General features: G+C 36.8%; 13 protein-coding genes. 10 read left to right on the top strand and 3 right to left on the bottom strand.

Translation table 11 applies throughout. The features are described from left to right. The first annotated feature begins 95 nt into the window (after positions 1–95). From hppD to I215_RS10370, 8 genes are all read left to right on the top strand, one after another. Positions 96–1,235 (top strand): 4-hydroxyphenylpyruvate dioxygenase, encoded by a 1,140-nt coding sequence (gene hppD / locus I215_RS10335; RefSeq protein WP_008991906.1) that lies wholly within the window; start codon positions 96–98, stop codon positions 1,233–1,235. A gap of 323 nt (positions 1,236–1,558) precedes the next feature. Next, positions 1,559–2,350: a DUF3108 domain-containing protein gene (locus tag I215_RS10340; protein ID WP_008991907.1), complete on the top strand. Its 792-nt coding sequence runs from the start codon at positions 1,559–1,561 to the stop codon at positions 2,348–2,350. A gap of 3 nt (positions 2,351–2,353) precedes the next feature. Further along, on the top strand, positions 2,354–3,319 hold the full coding sequence (locus I215_RS10345) for a tryptophan 2,3-dioxygenase family protein (RefSeq protein ID WP_008991908.1): 966 nt from the start codon (positions 2,354–2,356) through the stop codon (positions 3,317–3,319). Continuing rightward, the gene (locus tag I215_RS10350; RefSeq protein WP_008991909.1) at positions 3,320–4,648 is read left to right on the top strand and encodes a peptidoglycan DD-metalloendopeptidase family protein; all 1,329 of its coding nucleotides are present in this window, start codon (positions 3,320–3,322) and stop codon (positions 4,646–4,648) included. It begins immediately after the preceding gene. After that, a complete protein-coding gene (gene pgi, locus I215_RS10355; RefSeq protein ID WP_008991910.1) occupies positions 4,620–6,260 on the top strand; it encodes a glucose-6-phosphate isomerase in 1,641 nt (546 codons plus the stop codon). The genes I215_RS10350 and pgi overlap by 29 nt, the downstream gene beginning before the upstream one ends. Before the next feature lie 165 nt (positions 6,261–6,425). Continuing rightward, positions 6,426–9,065, top strand: a complete 2,640-nt coding sequence (locus I215_RS10360; protein ID WP_008991911.1) for a TonB-dependent receptor — start codon at positions 6,426–6,428, stop codon at positions 9,063–9,065. Between the two features lie 121 nt (positions 9,066–9,186). After that, positions 9,187–9,621, top strand: coding sequence for a hypothetical protein (locus I215_RS10365; RefSeq protein ID WP_040460231.1), 435 nt, complete (start codon positions 9,187–9,189; stop codon positions 9,619–9,621). Between the two features lie 179 nt (positions 9,622–9,800). Beyond that, a complete protein-coding gene (locus I215_RS10370) occupies positions 9,801–11,816 on the top strand; it encodes a TonB-dependent receptor family protein (RefSeq protein WP_008991913.1) in 2,016 nt (671 codons plus the stop codon). Positions 11,817–11,896: 80 nt separating this feature from the next. Here the strand turns inward: I215_RS10370 and I215_RS10375 are convergent, their stop codons facing one another. Beyond that, positions 11,897–13,441: a glycine--tRNA ligase gene (locus I215_RS10375; RefSeq protein WP_008991914.1), complete on the bottom strand. Its 1,545-nt coding sequence runs from the start codon at positions 13,439–13,441 to the stop codon at positions 11,897–11,899. 37 nt (positions 13,442–13,478) lie between these two features. Then, entirely contained in the window at positions 13,479–14,399 is a 921-nt protein-coding gene (locus tag I215_RS10380; protein WP_008991915.1) for a hypothetical protein, read from the bottom strand. Between the two features lie 379 nt (positions 14,400–14,778). Here I215_RS10380 and I215_RS10385 point away from each other — a divergent pair, with 379 nt between their 5' ends. After that, positions 14,779–16,398 (top strand): Ig-like domain-containing protein, encoded by a 1,620-nt coding sequence (locus I215_RS10385; RefSeq protein ID WP_008991916.1) that lies wholly within the window; start codon positions 14,779–14,781, stop codon positions 16,396–16,398. On the opposite strand, the gene I215_RS10390 is transcribed toward I215_RS10385, so the two are convergent. Beyond that, entirely contained in the window at positions 16,385–17,158 is a 774-nt protein-coding gene (locus I215_RS10390) for an amidohydrolase (RefSeq protein WP_008991917.1), read from the bottom strand. The two genes, I215_RS10385 and I215_RS10390, sit on opposite strands and share 14 nt — an antisense overlap. A 111-nt stretch (positions 17,159–17,269) precedes the next feature. Between I215_RS10390 and I215_RS10395 the strand changes: the two genes are divergently transcribed. After that, positions 17,270–18,034 carry an exodeoxyribonuclease III gene (locus I215_RS10395; RefSeq protein ID WP_008991918.1) on the top strand — a complete coding sequence of 255 codons (765 nt, stop codon included), beginning with the start codon at positions 17,270–17,272 and terminating at the stop codon, positions 18,032–18,034. The last annotated feature ends 5 nt before the right edge of the window (positions 18,035–18,039 follow it).

Raw genomic sequence — 18,039 nt, forward strand, 5'->3', positions numbered from 1 at the left:
TCAAGCAATAGGGGAGCATCTTAGAGCGATGTGGTAATGAGGTTCTGTAGTGATTAGCGATTGGAATATTTTTTAACCATTTAAACTTAATTGAAATGTCAACTGATTCAACGTCTTTAAAATTAAAAAAGGAAATAGAAGAGGCTGCTGACTTTTTGCCACTTCTTGGAACTGACTATATAGAATTATATGTGGGCAACGCTAAACAGTCTGCCTTATATTATCAAGCAGCTTGGGGTTTTCAGCCCTTAGCATTCTCTGGATTAGAGACTGGAAATAAGCAGAGCGCTTCTTATGTGCTTGTCCAAGATAAAATACGATTGGTTTTAACATCCCCCTTAAAGGAGGGTGGACCAATTAATCGACATATCGATAAACATGGGGATGGAGTCAAAGTGGTAGCACTTTGGGTTGATGATGCTAGAAAGAGCTATCAGGAAACTGTAAAAAGAGGCGCGCGAAGTTATATGGAGCCTAAGAGTATTGAGGATGAGAATGGAGAAGTGGTCCTCTCAGGAATTCATACCTACGGAGAAACGGTACATGTATTTGTAGAGCGAAAAAATTATCACGGCGCTTTTATGCCTGGATTTAAACCTTGGAATCCAGCCTATCAGCCTGAAGGTACGGGCCTGAAATACATTGATCATATGGTTGGAAATGTCGGATGGAATGAAATGGGGAAATGGTGTGAATTTTACGCTCATGTAATGGGGTTTGCACAATTAGTTTCTTTTGATGACAAAGATATCTCAACAGATTATACGGCCTTAATGAGTAAGGTGATGAGTAATGGGAATGGTCGGATAAAATTCCCTATTAACGAACCTGCAGAAGGGAAGAAGAAATCTCAGATTGAAGAGTATATAGAATTTTACAACGGAGCTGGGGTACAACATGTGGCTTTGGCTACTGATAATATTATTGAAACGGTTAAAAAGCTTCAACAACGAGGAGTGGAATTTTTAAAGGTCCCCTCAACTTATTACGATACAGTTTTGGATAGAGTGGGGCAGATTGATGAAGATTTAGAACCCTTAAAAGAATTAGGAATCCTCATTGATCGGGATGACGAAGGATACCTATTACAGCTTTTTACCAAGCCTGTTTTAGATCGGCCAACTATGTTTTTTGAAATAATTCAGAGAAAAGGTGCGAAATCTTTTGGAAAAGGAAATTTTAAAGCCCTTTTTGAAGCAATCGAAAGGGAACAAAAGTTGCGAGGTACATTATAAACAAGCTTTATTATTGATAATTCGGTAAATAGAAACGAAACAAATTGAATTCTTAGTGTTAAAAAAGTTAAACTTAATTAATGTGCTTGTATAAGCTAACTTATGTATTAACTTTGCGCTCGCAAATGGGGTGGTGCCCATTGCAGACTTTAAGTAAAGTTTTCATAATTTAAAGTTTTGGTTGGTTAATGAAAAAAACTCGGCTTCGGCCGAGTTTTTTGCTATGGGACTAATTTAACTTTTTTGGAATAGTAATTGATATTTCTAGTAAAGTAACTCGTAATGTAATTGATTTTGTTATTTTTACGGTAATAATTAAAACTATGAGGAAGTTTTTATTAGCCCTAATTGTGTTTTGGCTTTCTGCATTCGCTAGCCAAAGCACTGACTATGAAACGGCCAGCGCTTTTCAGGGCGGTGAATGGTTCAAGTTTAGGATCCATTATGGCTGGTTTAATGCCAGTTATGCTACCCTTGAAGTAAGAGATGAAATCCTTAATGGGAAGGAGGTTTTTCACGTCATTGGGCATGGGAGAACTACTGGACTAGCTAGTGTGTTTTTTAAGGTAGATGATAATTACGAAAGTTATTTCGACAAAAGGACTGGGCAACCCTATAAATTTATCCGAAAAATTGATGAAGGAGGTCATACCAAAGACGTTGAGATTAACTTTGATTACGATAATAATAAGGCAACTTTAATTGACCATAAGCGCGATAGTAAGCAAACCTTTAAAATTCAAGATGATATTCAAGATCTGCTATCTGCATTTTATTATTTGAGAGAAAATTGGGATGTCGATACCTTAAAGGTTGGAGATGAGCATGTTTCTAATATGCTTTTTGATGATGATGGGGTCTATAAATTTAAACTAAAGTTTCTTGGAAGAGAAACCATCAGAACAAAGTTTGGAAAAGTAAAGTGTCTTAAATTCAGGCCTTATGTCCAATCAGGTAGGATCTTTGAAGAAGAGGAAAGTCTTACCCTATGGGTCTCAGATGATGCTAATAAAATCCCCATACGGGTAAAGGCAGATATCTTAGTAGGGTCAATTAAGGCAGATTTGGATGCATTTAAAGGGTTAAAACATCAGTTTAAAATTCATATGGATTAGTTCATGGCTATAAGTACAGACATTGAGAAACAGGTTGATCAATTAGAAGAAAAATATAAAAATTCTGGACAAGACTTGAGTTCTTATCTCGACGGCTTGTTGCACGCTAAATACCTGACTTATTGGGATTATATACATTTGGATACTCTGCTGAGTTTACAGATTACAAGAACGCATTTTCCAGATGAGACCATTTTTATTTCTTATCACCAAATCACTGAATTGTATTTCAAACTTATTATTCATGAGCAAAAACAAATCATTGATGACAAGCAGCATAATGCTGACTTTTTAATTCAGAAGATTGAGCGAATCAACAGCTATTATAAAATCATGATTAATTCCTTTAGGGTGATGATTAACGGACTGGATCGCGGACAGTTTTTAAAATATAGAATGACCCTATTGCCTGCTAGTGGATTCCAATCGGCGCAATTTAGGATGATCGAATTATATGCCACTCCTTTATATAACTTACTAGCTCCTTCGATGAAGGACAATTTTTCTGTAAATTCTTCGTTGGAAGAACTATACGAGAATATTTATTGGAAAAAAGGAGCCATAGATCACAGTACTGGAGAGAAAACCTTAACCTTACGACAATTTGAATATCGCTATACGCCGCGTTTTATGAGAATTGCAAAGGAAGTTCATGGAGGAACTATTTATGATAAATTCTTAAAACTACCTCTAGAAGTAAAACAAAATGAGCTCCTTGTAGATGTTATGCGACAATTGGATGTAAATGCCAATGTGAATTGGAATTTAATGCATATGGGTGTTGCGTATAAACACTTAAGTAAGAATGAACTCACTATAGATTCCACTGGAGGAACCAATTGGAAAGAGTTTTTGCCACCAAGTTTTCAGAAAATCATCTTTTTTCCTGAACTTTGGAGCCAAGAAGAAATAGCCGACTGGGGAAAGCAGTGGGTGGAGCATATGTTTAACCCTCAAACGAAGAAATAAATGTCAAAAAATTTAGTAGGCCTTTTTATGTTGACGGTCTTTACACTGATCTCGTGTAAAAATGAAACTAAAACAATAGATGAGGACGCACAAATAAGTGCAGTCGTGGAAGAGAAGGTCGAACCAGTTGAGCTTCTAGAATTTGGATATAATCTCAACAACTACACTGTGGTAAGGGACACCATTAAAGCCGGCGATAGCTTTGGTGAGATATTACAGCGCAATAACTTAGATTACCCACAAATTTACAATATTGTAGAAGGAGCAAAGGACTCTTTTGATATCACAAAACTTCAAGTTGGAAAACCATATACTTTGTTAATGGTAGAAGGTGATTCTGTTCAACTTCCAAAGTGTTTTATCTATCAGCCCAATAAAATCGATTACGTGGTAGTTGATTTTGCGGATACGACCATTGTTAAAAAAGGAAAGAAGGATGTTACCCTAGTAGAGCGTGAGGCGACAGGGGTTATTGATGGATCGTTATATCTTACGCTCCAGGAACAAGGTTTAAGTACCATTGTTGCTTATAAGATGAGTGATATTTATGCATGGACGGTAGATTTCTTTAGAATTCAAAAAGGAGACCGTTTTAAAGTTATTTATACAGAGAAATATATTGACGATAGTATATACGCTGGGGTTGACCAGATAAAGGCTGCCTATTTTGAACACAAGGGAGAACCTTTTTATGCGTTTCGTTTTGAGACAGATTCCACAAAGCATATCGTTGATTATTTTGATGAGACGGCCGACAACTTAAGACGAGCATTCTTAAAAGCACCTGTACAGTTTAGCCGCATTTCATCGCGTTATAATTTAAAGCGTAGAATTGCCTATTATGGAAATCGCATACGTCCACATAAGGGGACTGATTTTGCGGCTCCAGTAGGAACGCCTATTTTATCGACAGCTAATGGAACCGTTATCGCCTCTGAGCGCAGAGGAGGAAATGGAAATTATGTCAAAGTCAAGCACAATAGTACTTACTCTACCCAATATTTGCATATGCAAAAGCGTAAGGTTAATGTAGGAGACTACGTCAAACAAGGAGATGTCATAGGTTGGGTTGGTATGACAGGAAATACCAGTGGACCCCATGTTTGCTATAGATTTTGGAAAAATGGTAAACAAGTGGATCCATTTAGACAGGATTTGCCACAAGCAGAGCCTATCTCGGATAGTTTAAAAGTAAAATATCTGGATTACATCCACCCAATCAAACAACAATTGGATGCAATCATGTTTGCAGATCCAAAAGCAGATGAAGAAGAATTTATAACCGAATTAAATCAAGATAATGCCATTAGCAGCAAAAAATCCAACTAATACCACCGCCTGGAAAGAATTACAGGAATACTTTAATAGTTTTAAAGATAGTCAAATTAAAGAGCTCTTTGAGAAGGACCCAGAGAGAGCTAATAAGTTTACCCTGAAGTGGAATGATTTTCTAGTCGATTTTTCTAAAAATCGCATTGATGAAAAAGCCTTTGAATTACTACAAAAATTAGCGGAAGAATCGGATCTAAAAGATGCGATTGAGAAATACTTTGGTGGTGATTTAATAAATGAAACTGAAGGTAGAGCTGTTTTACATACCGCTTTGCGAACAGGGAAATCTGATGATGTTAGAGTAGACGGAGAAAATGTAATACCTGAGGTATACCAGGTTCGTGAGAAAATAAAATCATTTACCGATTCTATCATATCTGGGCAACACAAAGGTTACACAGGTAAATCAATTACTGATATTGTAAATATTGGAATTGGCGGATCTGATCTTGGGCCTGTTATGGTTACTGAGGCATTACAGTACTATAAAAACCATCTTAAAGTACATTTTGTAAGTAATGTGGATGGCGATCATGTACATGAAACTTTGAAAGGTCTTAATCCTGAGACCACGTTGTTTATAATCGTTTCCAAGTCATTTACGACCCAGGAAACATTGACTAACGCATTAACCATTAAGAAATGGTTTTTAAATTCAGCATCGCAAAAGGATGTAGCTACCCATTTTGTAGCCGTTTCTACGAATCTTGAGAAGATCGATGAATTTGGAATTGCTCCTGAAAATGTCTTTCCTATGGAAGACTGGGTGGGAGGCCGTTTCTCCTTATGGAGCGCCGTTGGACTCTCCATCGCTTTAGCGGTAGGTTATGACAATTTTGAAAAATTATTAGACGGTGCCCTAGCTATGGATACCCATTTTAGAGAGACTCCTTTTGAGAAAAATATCCCTGTAACCCTTGCTCTTTTAAGTGTTTGGTATAACAATTTTTATGGAGCAGAGAGCGAAGCGCTCATTCCCTATAGTCAATACCTTCACCGTTTAGCGGCCTATTTGCAACAAGGTACCATGGAGAGTAACGGGAAAAGTGTAGACAGAAATGGAAATCCAGTAAGTTATCAAACTGGAACAATCATTTGGGGTGAACCTGGAACTAATTCGCAACACGCATTTTTCCAGTTGATCCATCAGGGAACTAAGCTTATTCCAACAGATTTTATTGGATATGTAGAGTCCCTTCACGCCGATCAAGACCACCACAATAAGTTGATGGCCAATTATTTTGCGCAAACTGAGGCACTAATGACTGGTAAAACAGCTCAGGAAGTTCGAAGTGAGCTCCAGGGTGGTAAATTGTCTAGCCAAGAGATAGATGCCTTAGTTCCATTTAAAGTTTTTGAAGGAAATAAACCGACAAACTCTATTCTAATACACAAACTAACACCACAATCTCTAGGTGCGTTAGTGGCCATGTATGAGCATAAAATATTTGTTCAAGGAGTGATTTGGAACATTTTTAGTTATGATCAGTGGGGTGTAGAGCTTGGTAAGCAACTTGCCTCCACAATTCTTAAGGATATAACTTCGGATAGTGTTAGCAAACATGATAGTTCTACGTTAAATCTTTTACAATACTTTAAGAACAATTAACAAAAATTATAAAAATCCTAAATCGTAGCGTTATAATATCCATGATGTTAAAATGTTACGATTTTTGTTTACATTTGTCATTGTGTTAAATTATTTAACATTCACTTAATGTAAGAGTCCTTTTTTAATAGGATTTTTGCACGGTCAAATTAAATTAAATAACAAATGAAGACAATTTACAATTGGATTTTTACCGCAGTATTTGCGTTTATTTCAACTGCAGCATTTTCGCAAGGAACAATTACGGGTTCTGTAGTTGATGGTAGCATGGGGCAGCCTCTGCCAGGTGCGAACGTCATGATCAAGGGTTCTAGCACAGGGACTTCTACTGACTTTGACGGTAACTTTACCTTAAGTGTGAACCAGAATTCTGGTACAGTTACAGTTTCTTACATTGGTTTTGTTGCAAAACAAGTAAGTTACACCTTAACTAATGGTACTGCCAATATCGGTACTGTAAGTTTACAGCCTGACGCTGAAGAGTTAGAGGGTGTTGTCGTTGTTGGATCCGGGGTAATTGACTTAGCTCGTGACAGACAAACTCCTATTGCGGTTTCAACCGTAGGTGTAGAAGAAATTCAATCGAAAGCAGTTGGGAATGTTGAATTTCCTGAGATTTTGAAAAACACCCCTTCAGTATATGTATCAAACCAAGCTGGAGGTTTTGGAGATTCTCAAATGTTTGTTAGAGGATTTGACCAAACAAACACGGCCTTCTTACTTAACGGTCAGCCAATTAATGGGATGGAAGATGGTAATATGTATTGGTCTAACTGGTCAGGTATGTCTGATATCGCTCAAGGTATTCAGATTCAAAGAGGACTTGGATCTTCTAAACTTGCAATTTCTTCAGTTGGAGGTACTGTTAACATCGTTACCAAAACCACTGATATGAAGAAAGGTGGATTTGCAAGATTTATGGTAGGTAACGGTAGCTACTTTAAAACAACCGCAGCCTACAACACTGGAATGAGTGAAAATGGATGGGGTTTTTCTTTCTTAGTTGACCACTGGCAAGCTCATAGTAAGTACGCTTATGGAACTAAAGGACAAGGTCAAAACTATTTCTTTTCTATTGGAAAAAAAGCAGGTGATCACAATTTCAATTTCTTGTTAACAGGTGCGCCACAGTGGCACGACCAAAACTTCTCAAAAGGACAAGACCTATATGATCAATACGGAATCAAATACAATAACAACTACGGTTTTTATAGAAACAATTCGGGTGACTATAAATACCTTTCATTAAGAAGAAACTATTACCATAAACCAGTATTAAACCTTAACTGGGACTGGACGATTTCTGATAAGTCTAATCTATCTGCTGTAGTTTACGCTTCCTTCGGACGCGGTGGTGGAACTGGAGATTACGGAAATGGAGTTGCTTATCTAGATAATGGTGATTCAAGAACTAATGGAGCTTATCTATACAGTAATGGTCAAATCGACTGGGATTATGTAAGAAGATATAATTCAACGATGCCTAACGGCCTTAGTGAAGGACGTAATGGTACTATGTTGAGAAGCTCGGTGAATAACCATGCTTGGTACGGAACGGTAGCTAACTATGAGTATGATACTCAAAACAACTTTGTTTTTAATGTTGGTGCTGATGTTCGTTTTTACAAAGGAGATCACTTTAGACAAATTAGTGACTTACTTGGGTTACAAGGTAGAATAGAGCCTATTGGTGGACGTCCAGATAATTATATAGTAACCGAAACATTTGACGCTAATCCATGGGCTGCATTGTTTGACTATGCAGACAAGGATCAGAGAATTGATTATGATTATTCTGAAAACATCAATTATCAAGGTGCTTTTGGACAAGCAGAATATGCTAAAGACAATTTCAGTGCTTTTATTCAAGGTGCAATATCTAACCAATCTTACGAAAGAGAAGATAGAGGAAATTTTGACTTTAACAATCCTAAAAAATCGGAGAAGATTAATAGAACTGGATATAATTTAAAAGGAGGTGCTTCTTGGACCTTTAGTGAAGGACATACAATTTATGCAAATGCTGGAAACTATTCAAGACAACCTTTCTTAGATAATATTTTCCCTTCTTATGATGACAACACTCAATTAGCAGATCCAAAAGTTGACAATGAGGAAATTATTGGACTTGAGGCTGGTTACCGTCTTCAATTAGGAAACTTTGTAGGTAGCTTTAACGCTTATTACACAAGCTGGGATAATAGATTCCAATCCTTTAATGGAGAATACGAAAATGTTGCCAATGCCTTAATTAGATTTACCAATATTGGACAGTTACACAAAGGTATTGAGATCGATGGTAAATGGAGACCACTTAATACTCTTATGTTTAGAGGATATTTCACATTAGGTGACTGGCAGTATGATGGGTCATCTCCTGTGTATGTGATTGATGAGATTGACAATAGCCCTGTAGATAACTTTGAAGTTGACTTAACTGGTACTAAGGTAGGTCAGGCGCCTCAAACTACATTTGGTTTAGGGACTTCAATCGATATTATCCATGATAGATTTACTGTGGATGCTGACTGGAACCACTATGCAAACCTATATGGATTTGTAGATGCAGAGGACGTTGCTAGTTCCTCTTTGGACGGAGAGACCTATCAACCAGAAAAATTAGATGCATATTCTCTTGTTGATCTTGGAGCTACCTATAAATTCCAATTTGGTGGGGATAACATCAGCATAAGAGGAAACGTATATAATTTGTTTGATACAGAGTATATCAACCAAAAAGATAGTTATGGGTATTTCTATGGAAATGGGTTAACTTGGAACTTATCTGTTCGCTACAATTTCTAAAAAACATACCTAAAGTATACCTTAAAACCCTGGGCCAAAAAGTCCGGGGTTTTTTGTATCTTTTCAGTGGATAAGTCTGCACTTAATTGTGTATTTTTGATAACTAAAATAAAATATACTCATGTACTCTACACTTAATTTATTACACTCTTATTGGGCGTATTTAACCCTGTTTATGCTGCTTATAGCTGTCCTGAACGCTTTAAATGGATATTTTAACAATAAGGAGTTTAACTTGACCAAAGATTTTAGAATAAGTCTTTTTGCCTTGATCTTTACTCACATCCAACTAGTTTTAGGACTACTACTTTATTTTACCAGTCCTTATTTTGCTTCCTGGCAGGCAGGAGGAGTGATGGGTGATAGTTTCTTAAGGTTGGTTCTAGTAGAACATCCCTTTATAAACCTTATTGCGGTAGCATTAATTACCATTGGGTGGAGTAAGCATAAAAAAGTGTTGGAAGCCAAGCCTAAATTTAAACGAATAGCTATTGGCTATGGTATAGGGCTAATTCTTATTCTTCTAAGAATTCCATACATGATCTGGTTTGACTAAATGAACTGAGTGAATTAATATAATACAACAATAGGCATGGTGAAATTAAAAAGCATCATGCTTATTTTTTTTGATCTATGCGAATTTATATTGTGCCCCTAATTGGTAGATTACCTGTCTGTTCTACTAAAATTTTATTAACTCTTACGTCTTTTATTGTTTTCTTTGGAAGCAATGCAATGCTTTTTGCCCAAATCCAGGGTGACACACTCTCGGAAGTAGTCTTGGAATCACAACGTAATAGACGAGTAACTCCAACGGTGTTATACTCGAATTTGGATACCGCGCGCATTGCCCAATATTCTCCAATGGGAATAACCCAAGTGCTCAATGAAATCCCAGGAGTTCACGTGTTTTCAGGTGGAATGGGCACAAACAGGTTAACCGTTAGAGGGATAGGAGCCAGAACACCCTATGGGACTTCCAAGATTCAAGCCTATTTTAATGGTATCCCGATCACCAGTGGAATAGGAGAAACAACCTTTAATATCTACGATCCAGAAATCATTCAGAATATAGATGTTATTAGCGGACCAAAAGCCAGCCTGTACGGGGCGAATTTAGGAGGAGCTATGCTCTTGTATACCAAAAGAGCTAAACCTAACACTACGGTTTTAAAAGAAAGTTTTAATGTAGGTTCTTTTGGACTTTTGAAAAACAGCTTGAGTTTTAATCACCGTGGTGAGGACTTTTACATCAATTTATTTCATGATTATTTAAAGACCGATGGGTTTAGAGATAACAGTGAGTACAACAGAGATATGGTAATGTTAGATGCAGGACTAGTCTTAAATTCAAATAATGAACTACAATTACTGTTTCAACAATTAAACTACACAGCTCACATAGCAAGTTCAATTAGTTGGTCGGATCTAGAAAACCACCCAGGTGTTGCAGCCTCCAATTGGGGAGAGGCCAAAGGATATGAGGATAATAAGATAACAACAGTTGGACTGAGTTATATTCACAGTTTTTCAAGTGAATTAAAAAATAAAACATCGGTTTTTTATTCCTATTTGGATCATTACGAGCCAAGACCTTTTAATATACTTGATGAGTTCTCAAATAGTTATGGGTTCCGTACATCCTTTCTAGGTTCCTTTGAATTGCTTCCCCTTAAAAACAACTTCGAAGTTGGTGTGGAGTGGTATAATGATACATACCATTGGTCAACATTGGAGAACTTATATGAGCAAAATAATGGAAACGGATCCCTAGAAGGTGATCTACTCAGTGATAATAAGGAATACCGAAATCGCTTGAACGCTTTTATGAGTTGGGATGTCTTTTTAAATCAGTGGACCTTTACAGCTGGTCTGCACTTAAATAGCAGTTCTTATAGCTTTAGAGATTATTTTAACCAAGGACAGGCCAGTAAAAATGCCAAAAGAGACTTTGATGCGGTTTGGGCACCAAGTCTAAGTATCGGATATAAGGTGAATTCCAATTGGAGACTTAGCGGTAATTTAAGTTATGGATATAATATTCCGAATTTGGAAGAAACCTTAACCCCTGAAGGGGTTATTAATCCAGAGATTGGACCAGAAACAGGTTGGAATTATGAAATTGGTACCTTCCATAGCTTTTTAGATCGCAAGTTGGATATGTCTCTTGTTCTTTATTATATGGACGTGGAGAATCTTCTTGTTTCAGATCGTGTTGGTGAAGACCAGTATATCGGGAGAAATGCTGGTAAAGTCTCCCATAAAGGAATAGAATTTCAAGCCAATTACAATGATCAAATTTTTCAACGACTGCATTTTATGCCTTATGTTAATATAACACTCAATGACCATGCCTTTGAAGAATTTATAAGTGAGGATACGGATTATTCTGGAAATAAACTTACTGGTGTACCAAAGAATATCGTTGCAGGAGGCTTTACTGTAAGTGACCCTACTGGATTGTTCTTAACAACAACCTTAAAGCATGTTGGGAAAACACCGATGGATGATGCTAATACGCAGTACAATCAATCTTATACCGTAGTTAATGTAAAGACAGGCTACAAAAGAGAGTTAATAGACGATTTACATATGAAGATGACCTTTGGAATTGACAATTTACTAGATGAAAAATACGCTTCTTCTATCTTAGTAAATGCCGTGGGATTTGGTAATACTCAGCCGCGATACTACTATCCTGGATTGCCTGTTAACTATTATGGAGGGTTAGCTATAGAGTATCGGTTTTAAGAAAAACGAAAAAATAAAACCCTAAAAGTCTTTACTTTTAGGGTTTTATTTTAGAATTCCTTTTGGATTAATCTCTGGGACTACTGTATCTTTTTTAACCAGTTACTCATAGAAACCTCTTGCCCAATGATTTCATTTAGCTGCTTAATTTCAACACGTTTTTGATCCATAGTATCTCTATGTCTAATAGTTACCGTTTGATCCTCTCGGGTCTGGTGATCTACCGTGATACAAAATGGTGTTCCAGCTGCGTCTTGTCGACGGTAGCGTCTTCCCACAGCATCTTTTTCATCATAGGCCACTTGGAAGTCCCATTTCAGATCGTCGAAGATCTCTTTTGCAACCTCTGGAAGTCCATCTTTTTTAACTAGTGGAAGAATAGCTGCTTTTGTAGGCGCTAGAACCGCTGGAATTTTCAAGACAGTTCTGGTAGTTCCATTTTCTAGTTCTTCTTCCTGTAGTGAATTGGAAAAAACCGCTAAAAACATACGGTCGATACCAATGGATGTTTCCAATACATATGGTACGTAACTCTTGTTCTCTTCAGGATCGAAGTACTGTAGTTTTTTGTTACTATATTTCTCATGATTTGCTAAATCGAAATCTGTTCTAGAGTGAATTCCTTCCAATTCTTTAAATCCGAAAGGAAATCTAAACTCGATATCGGTAGCGGCATCTGCGTAATGCGCTAATTTCTCGTGATCGTGGAAACGGTAATTATCAGGTCCTAGACCAAGTGATAAATGCCATTTTAAACGCGCCTCTTTCCAATGCTCATACCAATGCATTTGAGTACCTGGTTTGATGAAGAATTGCATCTCCATTTGTTCAAATTCTCGCATACGGAAAATAAACTGTCGTGCTACAATTTCATTTCTAAAAGCTTTACCTGTTTGTGCAATTCCGAAAGGAATTTTCATCCTTCCCGTCTTTAGGACGTTTAAAAAGTTTACAAAAATCCCTTGAGCGGTCTCTGGGCGAAGGTATAGGTCCATTGCATGATCTGCAGAGGCTCCTAGTTTAGTCCCAAACATCAGGTTGAACTGTTTGACATCAGTCCAATTTTTACTTCCAGTCTCAGGATCCGCGATTTCCAATTCCTCAATTAGGGCTTTAACATCAGCCAAATCCTCTTTTTCTAGAGACTGTCCTAATCGTTTTGAAATGGTTTTAGCCTGCTCAGCATAGTTTAATACCCTAGGGTTGGTCGCTAAAAATTGTTCTTTATCAAAGCTGTCGCCAAAACGTTTAGCCGCCTTAGTGACCTCTTTCTCAATTTTAGCCTCAATTTTGGCCACGTAATCTTCAACAAGTACATCGGCCCTATATCTTTTTTTGGAATCTTTATTGTCTATAAGAGGATCATTAAATGCATCCACGTGTCCTGAAGCTTTCCAAGTAGTCGGGTGCATTAAAATGGAAGCGTCAATACCGACAATGTTGTCGTTCATTTGTACCATGGCCTTCCACCAGTATTCCCTAATATTTTTTTTAAGTTCAACACCGTTTTGCGCATAATCGTATACAGCGCTTAAACCATCATAAATTTCACTAGAAGGAAAAATATACCCATACTCCTTGGCGTGGGCAATTACTTTTTTAAATTGATCATCTTGATTTGCCATGGGGCAAAAATATGCCTTTTTTCAGGAATAAGAAATTCTATTTCAGCTTAAAAGTTGAAGAGGCCAGCAAATTTTCGTTATAAAAAATATTGATTCTATAATCCCCAGACGATTCTAAGTCTTTTACAATAATATAGTCGCATATACCCAGAGGTTTATTGTTATAATCAATCACGATTTTTTTGCTGAATATAAGTGTTTTCTCCCCGAATTTTAAGCTTTGAACTTGGCCTAGAATTTTATTATTTGGATCGATGAACTGAATGTAGAATTCACGTTCTCCAGGTTTGATAAGAGTACCAGGTGCGATGTTAAAACAAACCCTAAGGCGCTCAGCGCGATTCACCCGATCGGTTTCTATTACCTTTCCATTGGAGCGTACCTTATAAGCCATGCCGGATAAGGTGGATACCAAAAGGGATTGTTCCTTATCAATTTTTTTGGTCAAGGCAATGTTCTCATGGATTAAGGAATCGTTGAATTGAGTGAGATTTTCATTTGCGCTTTTTAAAGCATTCGAATAACGCTCGAGCTCAATATAACGTAATTTGGTGCTGTCCACTTCTTTGGTAAGTAGAATGTTTTGTTGCTGCACCGAATCAGATAGTTTGTGTAAATATTTGTTTTCTTGTCGAATTTCTGCCAATTCTCTTCGGTAGCGCCCAAGAATCTGATAGTCCACCTCAAGCATTGAAATAGAGTCTATTAATAATGCAATTCGTTTACGGCTGTATTCGATTTCTTGTATGTGAGCTTCATTTTCCTCCGCGAGCTTATTGAGGTCCATTTGGATGTGTTGTAGATCCTCTACGATCATGCCCTTAGCGTTTTCTAAAAACGACACTTTCTCTTCACTTTCAACGAAATTGAAATATGAAAATAGTGTTAGTGCTCCAATACACAACAAGAGAATTCCTAAAATTATTTTTTGTCCTAATTGCCTTTTAGTAGCACTCATTACACGCTATGGATTTTTTAAGTAATATGATAAAGTTTTGTTTAGGGTCGCAAAGATAGTAATTGTTCCTTTATCTGATTTAGAATATCTAACTAGAAGGTTACCTCCTTAAATCCATACGCTGCTCAATCATAGTAGCCTCCCAGTAAAGGGAGTATTTGGTTTTTAATCTGTTGTTATAACGCAATTTATAGTCTGAAATTATACGAATCATTGGTAATATCTGCAATTTTAAGATTAAATGATTCTTTTTAGCCCAAAAACTCTCTTTAATTTTACAATCCAATAGTGGTATTTTTGATCGTTGGTATGTGAATCCTTTATGCCTTTTCCTGACTTGAAAAAAAATATCGTTAATTTGCAGCTTTAATTGGATTTTATGAGAATCAAAAATCTTATTGTACTTTCTATAGCGGTAGTTGTGTCCGTTTGTCTTTACAGTTGTGCTCGACGAGGAACTCCTGAAGGAGGTCCTAAAGATGTGACTCCACCATCGATCACTTCAGCTACTCCAAAGAACCACAGCACCAATTTTGATGCTGAGAAAGTTAGAATTTATTTTGATGAGTACATTAAGCTAAAAGACCTTCAAAAGCAACTAATTGTCTCTCCTCCATTAGAATATCAGCCATATATATATCCTCAATCGGGGGCAAGCAAGTATTTAGAAATTGAGATTCTTGATACCCTTCAAGAAAATGCTACCTATGTGTTTAACTTTGGGCAAAGCGTGGTGGATAACCATGAAGAAAATCCTTATTCTTTTTTCACTTATGTGTTTTCCACAGGAGATTATATCGATTCTCTTGAGACGGAAGGTTTTGTAATTGATGCGTTGCAGAAAAAACCAGATCCTTTTATTTCAGTTATGCTTTATAAAGTGGATTCTGCCTATACCGATTCCATTATTTTTCAAAAACCACCAACCTATTTGACCAATACCTTAGATAGTTCAACAAACTTTCGTTTGACGAATTTAAAAGAAGGCACCTATAAATTGGTGGCAATGAAAGATGAAGCTGGTAATTATAAATTTGATCCTAAAACTGATAAGATTGGATTTATTGATCACTTCATTGAGATTCCAACAGATTCTATTTACGGCTTAAATTTATTTAAAGAAATTCCAGAATACAAAGCAACACGTCCTTCACTAATAGCTAAAAATAAAATATTCTTTGGATATGAAGGTGAACATGAGGGAATGCAAATTAGTCTACTTTCAGAGAAGCCTGAAGATTATGATTATAGAGTGTTTCCAGATACAAAAACGGATACTTTAAATTACTTTTTCACCCCATTTGAAGCGGACTCCTTGATATTTGAAGTTCGAAAACAGGTGCGACAAAAACAAGTGGTTGACACCTTTACCGTTAGGATAAAGGAGCTCTATGCAGATACTTTAGTAGTAGCGCAATTAAATAAATCATTTGCGCTCAACGATTCCCTTAGACTCCACGCTACCACTCCGATGGAAGTTATTGACACCACACAAATTAGCGTGATGAATAAGGACTCGGTATTTTTAAAATATACCGCGAATCTAGATTCAAAACGCAATATTGTTAATCTAAAGTGGGATACCCAACCTGAGCAGAAATATCAAATTAAACTGCTTCCTGGTGCTATTGTTGATTTTTATGGCGATGTGAATGACACCCTAACCTATGGATTAGCTACTAGAAGTATTGCTGATTTAGGAAGTTTTAGGGTGAATCTTAGAAACGTAGATCAGTACCCGGTAATTCTTCAGCTCACTGATCAGAAAGGAATCGTTCAGTATGAGAAATTCATTACCGAGCAAAAGAGTACCTATGAGTTTTTAAATATTAACCCTGCAACATATTTGATACGGGTTATTCACGATGCCAATGGTAACGGTAAATGGGATACTGGAAATTATTTGCAGAAAATTCAACCAGAACGAATTAGCTATTTCCCTGACGCTGTAGAGCTACGCTCGAATTGGGAAATCGAACAGACTTTTACTTTACAGTAAATTGATCTCGGTCTTGTAAGAATCGTAATTGATTTCGATACTTTAAGATAGCAGATTTAGTTAAGGTAGTAAGAAGAATTTCATCCTTTTCGCTAAAGCTAAGTAGGTTGCCTAAAGGATCATATACTGCGGAATGCCCAGAGTAATCTATTTGCTCCCCATCGTGACCCACTCGATTTACCCCAATGGTATAAACTAGGTTTTCAATGGCTCTTGCTCGAAGCAATGTATCCCAAGCTAAGACTCTTTTATCTGGCCAATTTGCTACATAAATCAATAAATCATAATCTTCCGTATTTCGAGACCATACTGGAAAACGTAAATCATAACAAATAAGAGGGCATATTTTCCAACCCATATAGGATAAAATTACTTTTTGGTTTCCAGGACTATAGGCCTTGTCCTCCCCAGCTAAGGTAAAGGTGTGTCGCTTGTCGTAATGAGTAACAGACCCATCAGGATCAACAAAAACAAATCTGTTGTAAAAACGACCTGACTCTTTAATAATTAAGCTACCGCATATAGCTGCATTTAACTTCGAAGCCATTTGTTTTAACCATTTTAGAGATTCCCCATCCATGGTCTCAAAACAAGTGGCGGGATTCATGGAAAAGCCAGTTGTAAACATCTCTGGGAGGATAATAAGATCCACCTTAGAGCCCAAGGTTTTTAATTTATCCTCGAGCATACTTCTATTAGATTGTGGATCTTCCCAAACAAGTTCGGTTTGAATAAGCGCGGTGTGAAGTTCGTTTTCCATAGTTTAAAGTTACTCATTTAAACCAAAAGGAAAAAGTGGGTGTTAATCCAAGTTGCATTTTGCTAAACTATCCTTATTTTAGCATGAAGACTTATAAAAAACAATAACGGAGTGAAAATTATATCTTATAACGTAAATGGAATACGTGCTGCAGTTAATAAAGGATTTTTAGATTGGTTAAAAACTGCTCAACCTGATGTGATCTGCCTTCAGGAAATTAAAGCAATGAAGGAACAATTGGATTTGACTATTTTTGAAGAGGCGGGGTATCCGTATCATTATTGGTATAGTGCAGAGAAAAAGGGATATAGTGGTGTAGCAATCCTTTCAAAAGTAACCCCAAATAAGGTGGTCTATGGAACGGGGATTGACTATATGGATAGAGAAGGTAGAAACCTACGGGTAGATTTTGATAATTTCTCTGTGATGAGTTTGTATTTACCCTCGGGAACTAATATTGCAAGACTCGATCATAAACTAGCCTATATGGCAGATTTTCAAACTTATATCAATGCCTTAAAAAATGAGGTTCCCAATCTTATTATTTGTGGGGATTACAACATATGTCATAAGGCAATTGATATCCACGATCCTATACGAAACGCTAAAGTTTCTGGTTTTTTACCCGTAGAACGAGAATGGATAGGAAACTTTATTGACAGCGGGTTTATAGATAGTTTTAGACACTTTAACAAAGAACCACATCAATATAGTTGGTGGAGTTATCGCGCTAATGCTAGAGCGAATAATAAAGGATGGCGGATCGATTACAATATGGTTTCAGAACCTTTAAAAGAAAAATTAAAAAGAGCCGTTATATTACCAGAGGCAAAACATAGTGATCATTGCCCGATTTTGGTAGAAATAGAAGATTAATAAAG

Origin of the sequence: Galbibacter marinus, from assembly GCF_000300875.1 — a bacterium.
GTDB classification, from domain to species: Bacteria; Bacteroidota; Bacteroidia; order Flavobacteriales; family Flavobacteriaceae; genus Galbibacter; species Galbibacter marinus.

Excerpts from the sequence above, each read along its gene's own strand:
- hppD (WP_008991906.1), top strand. The coding sequence starts at position 96 with ATGTCAACTGATTCAACGTCTTTAAAATTAAAAAAGGAAATAGAAGAG.
- I215_RS10340 (WP_008991907.1), top strand. The coding sequence starts at position 1,559 with ATGAGGAAGTTTTTATTAGCCCTAATTGTGTTTTGGCTTTCTGCATTC.
- I215_RS10345 (WP_008991908.1), top strand. The coding sequence starts at position 2,354 with ATGGCTATAAGTACAGACATTGAGAAACAGGTTGATCAATTAGAAGAA.
- I215_RS10350 (WP_008991909.1), top strand. The coding sequence starts at position 3,320 with ATGTCAAAAAATTTAGTAGGCCTTTTTATGTTGACGGTCTTTACACTG.
- pgi (WP_008991910.1), top strand. The coding sequence starts at position 4,620 with ATGCCATTAGCAGCAAAAAATCCAACTAATACCACCGCCTGGAAAGAA.
- I215_RS10360 (WP_008991911.1), top strand. The coding sequence starts at position 6,426 with ATGAAGACAATTTACAATTGGATTTTTACCGCAGTATTTGCGTTTATT.
- I215_RS10365 (WP_040460231.1), top strand. The coding sequence starts at position 9,187 with ATGTACTCTACACTTAATTTATTACACTCTTATTGGGCGTATTTAACC.
- I215_RS10370 (WP_008991913.1), top strand. The coding sequence starts at position 9,801 with ATGCTTTTTGCCCAAATCCAGGGTGACACACTCTCGGAAGTAGTCTTG.
- I215_RS10375 (WP_008991914.1), bottom strand. The coding sequence starts at position 13,441 with ATGGCAAATCAAGATGATCAATTTAAAAAAGTAATTGCCCACGCCAAG.
- I215_RS10380 (WP_008991915.1), bottom strand. The coding sequence starts at position 14,399 with ATGAGTGCTACTAAAAGGCAATTAGGACAAAAAATAATTTTAGGAATT.
- I215_RS10385 (WP_008991916.1), top strand. The coding sequence starts at position 14,779 with ATGAGAATCAAAAATCTTATTGTACTTTCTATAGCGGTAGTTGTGTCC.
- I215_RS10390 (WP_008991917.1), bottom strand. The coding sequence starts at position 17,158 with ATGGAAAACGAACTTCACACCGCGCTTATTCAAACCGAACTTGTTTGG.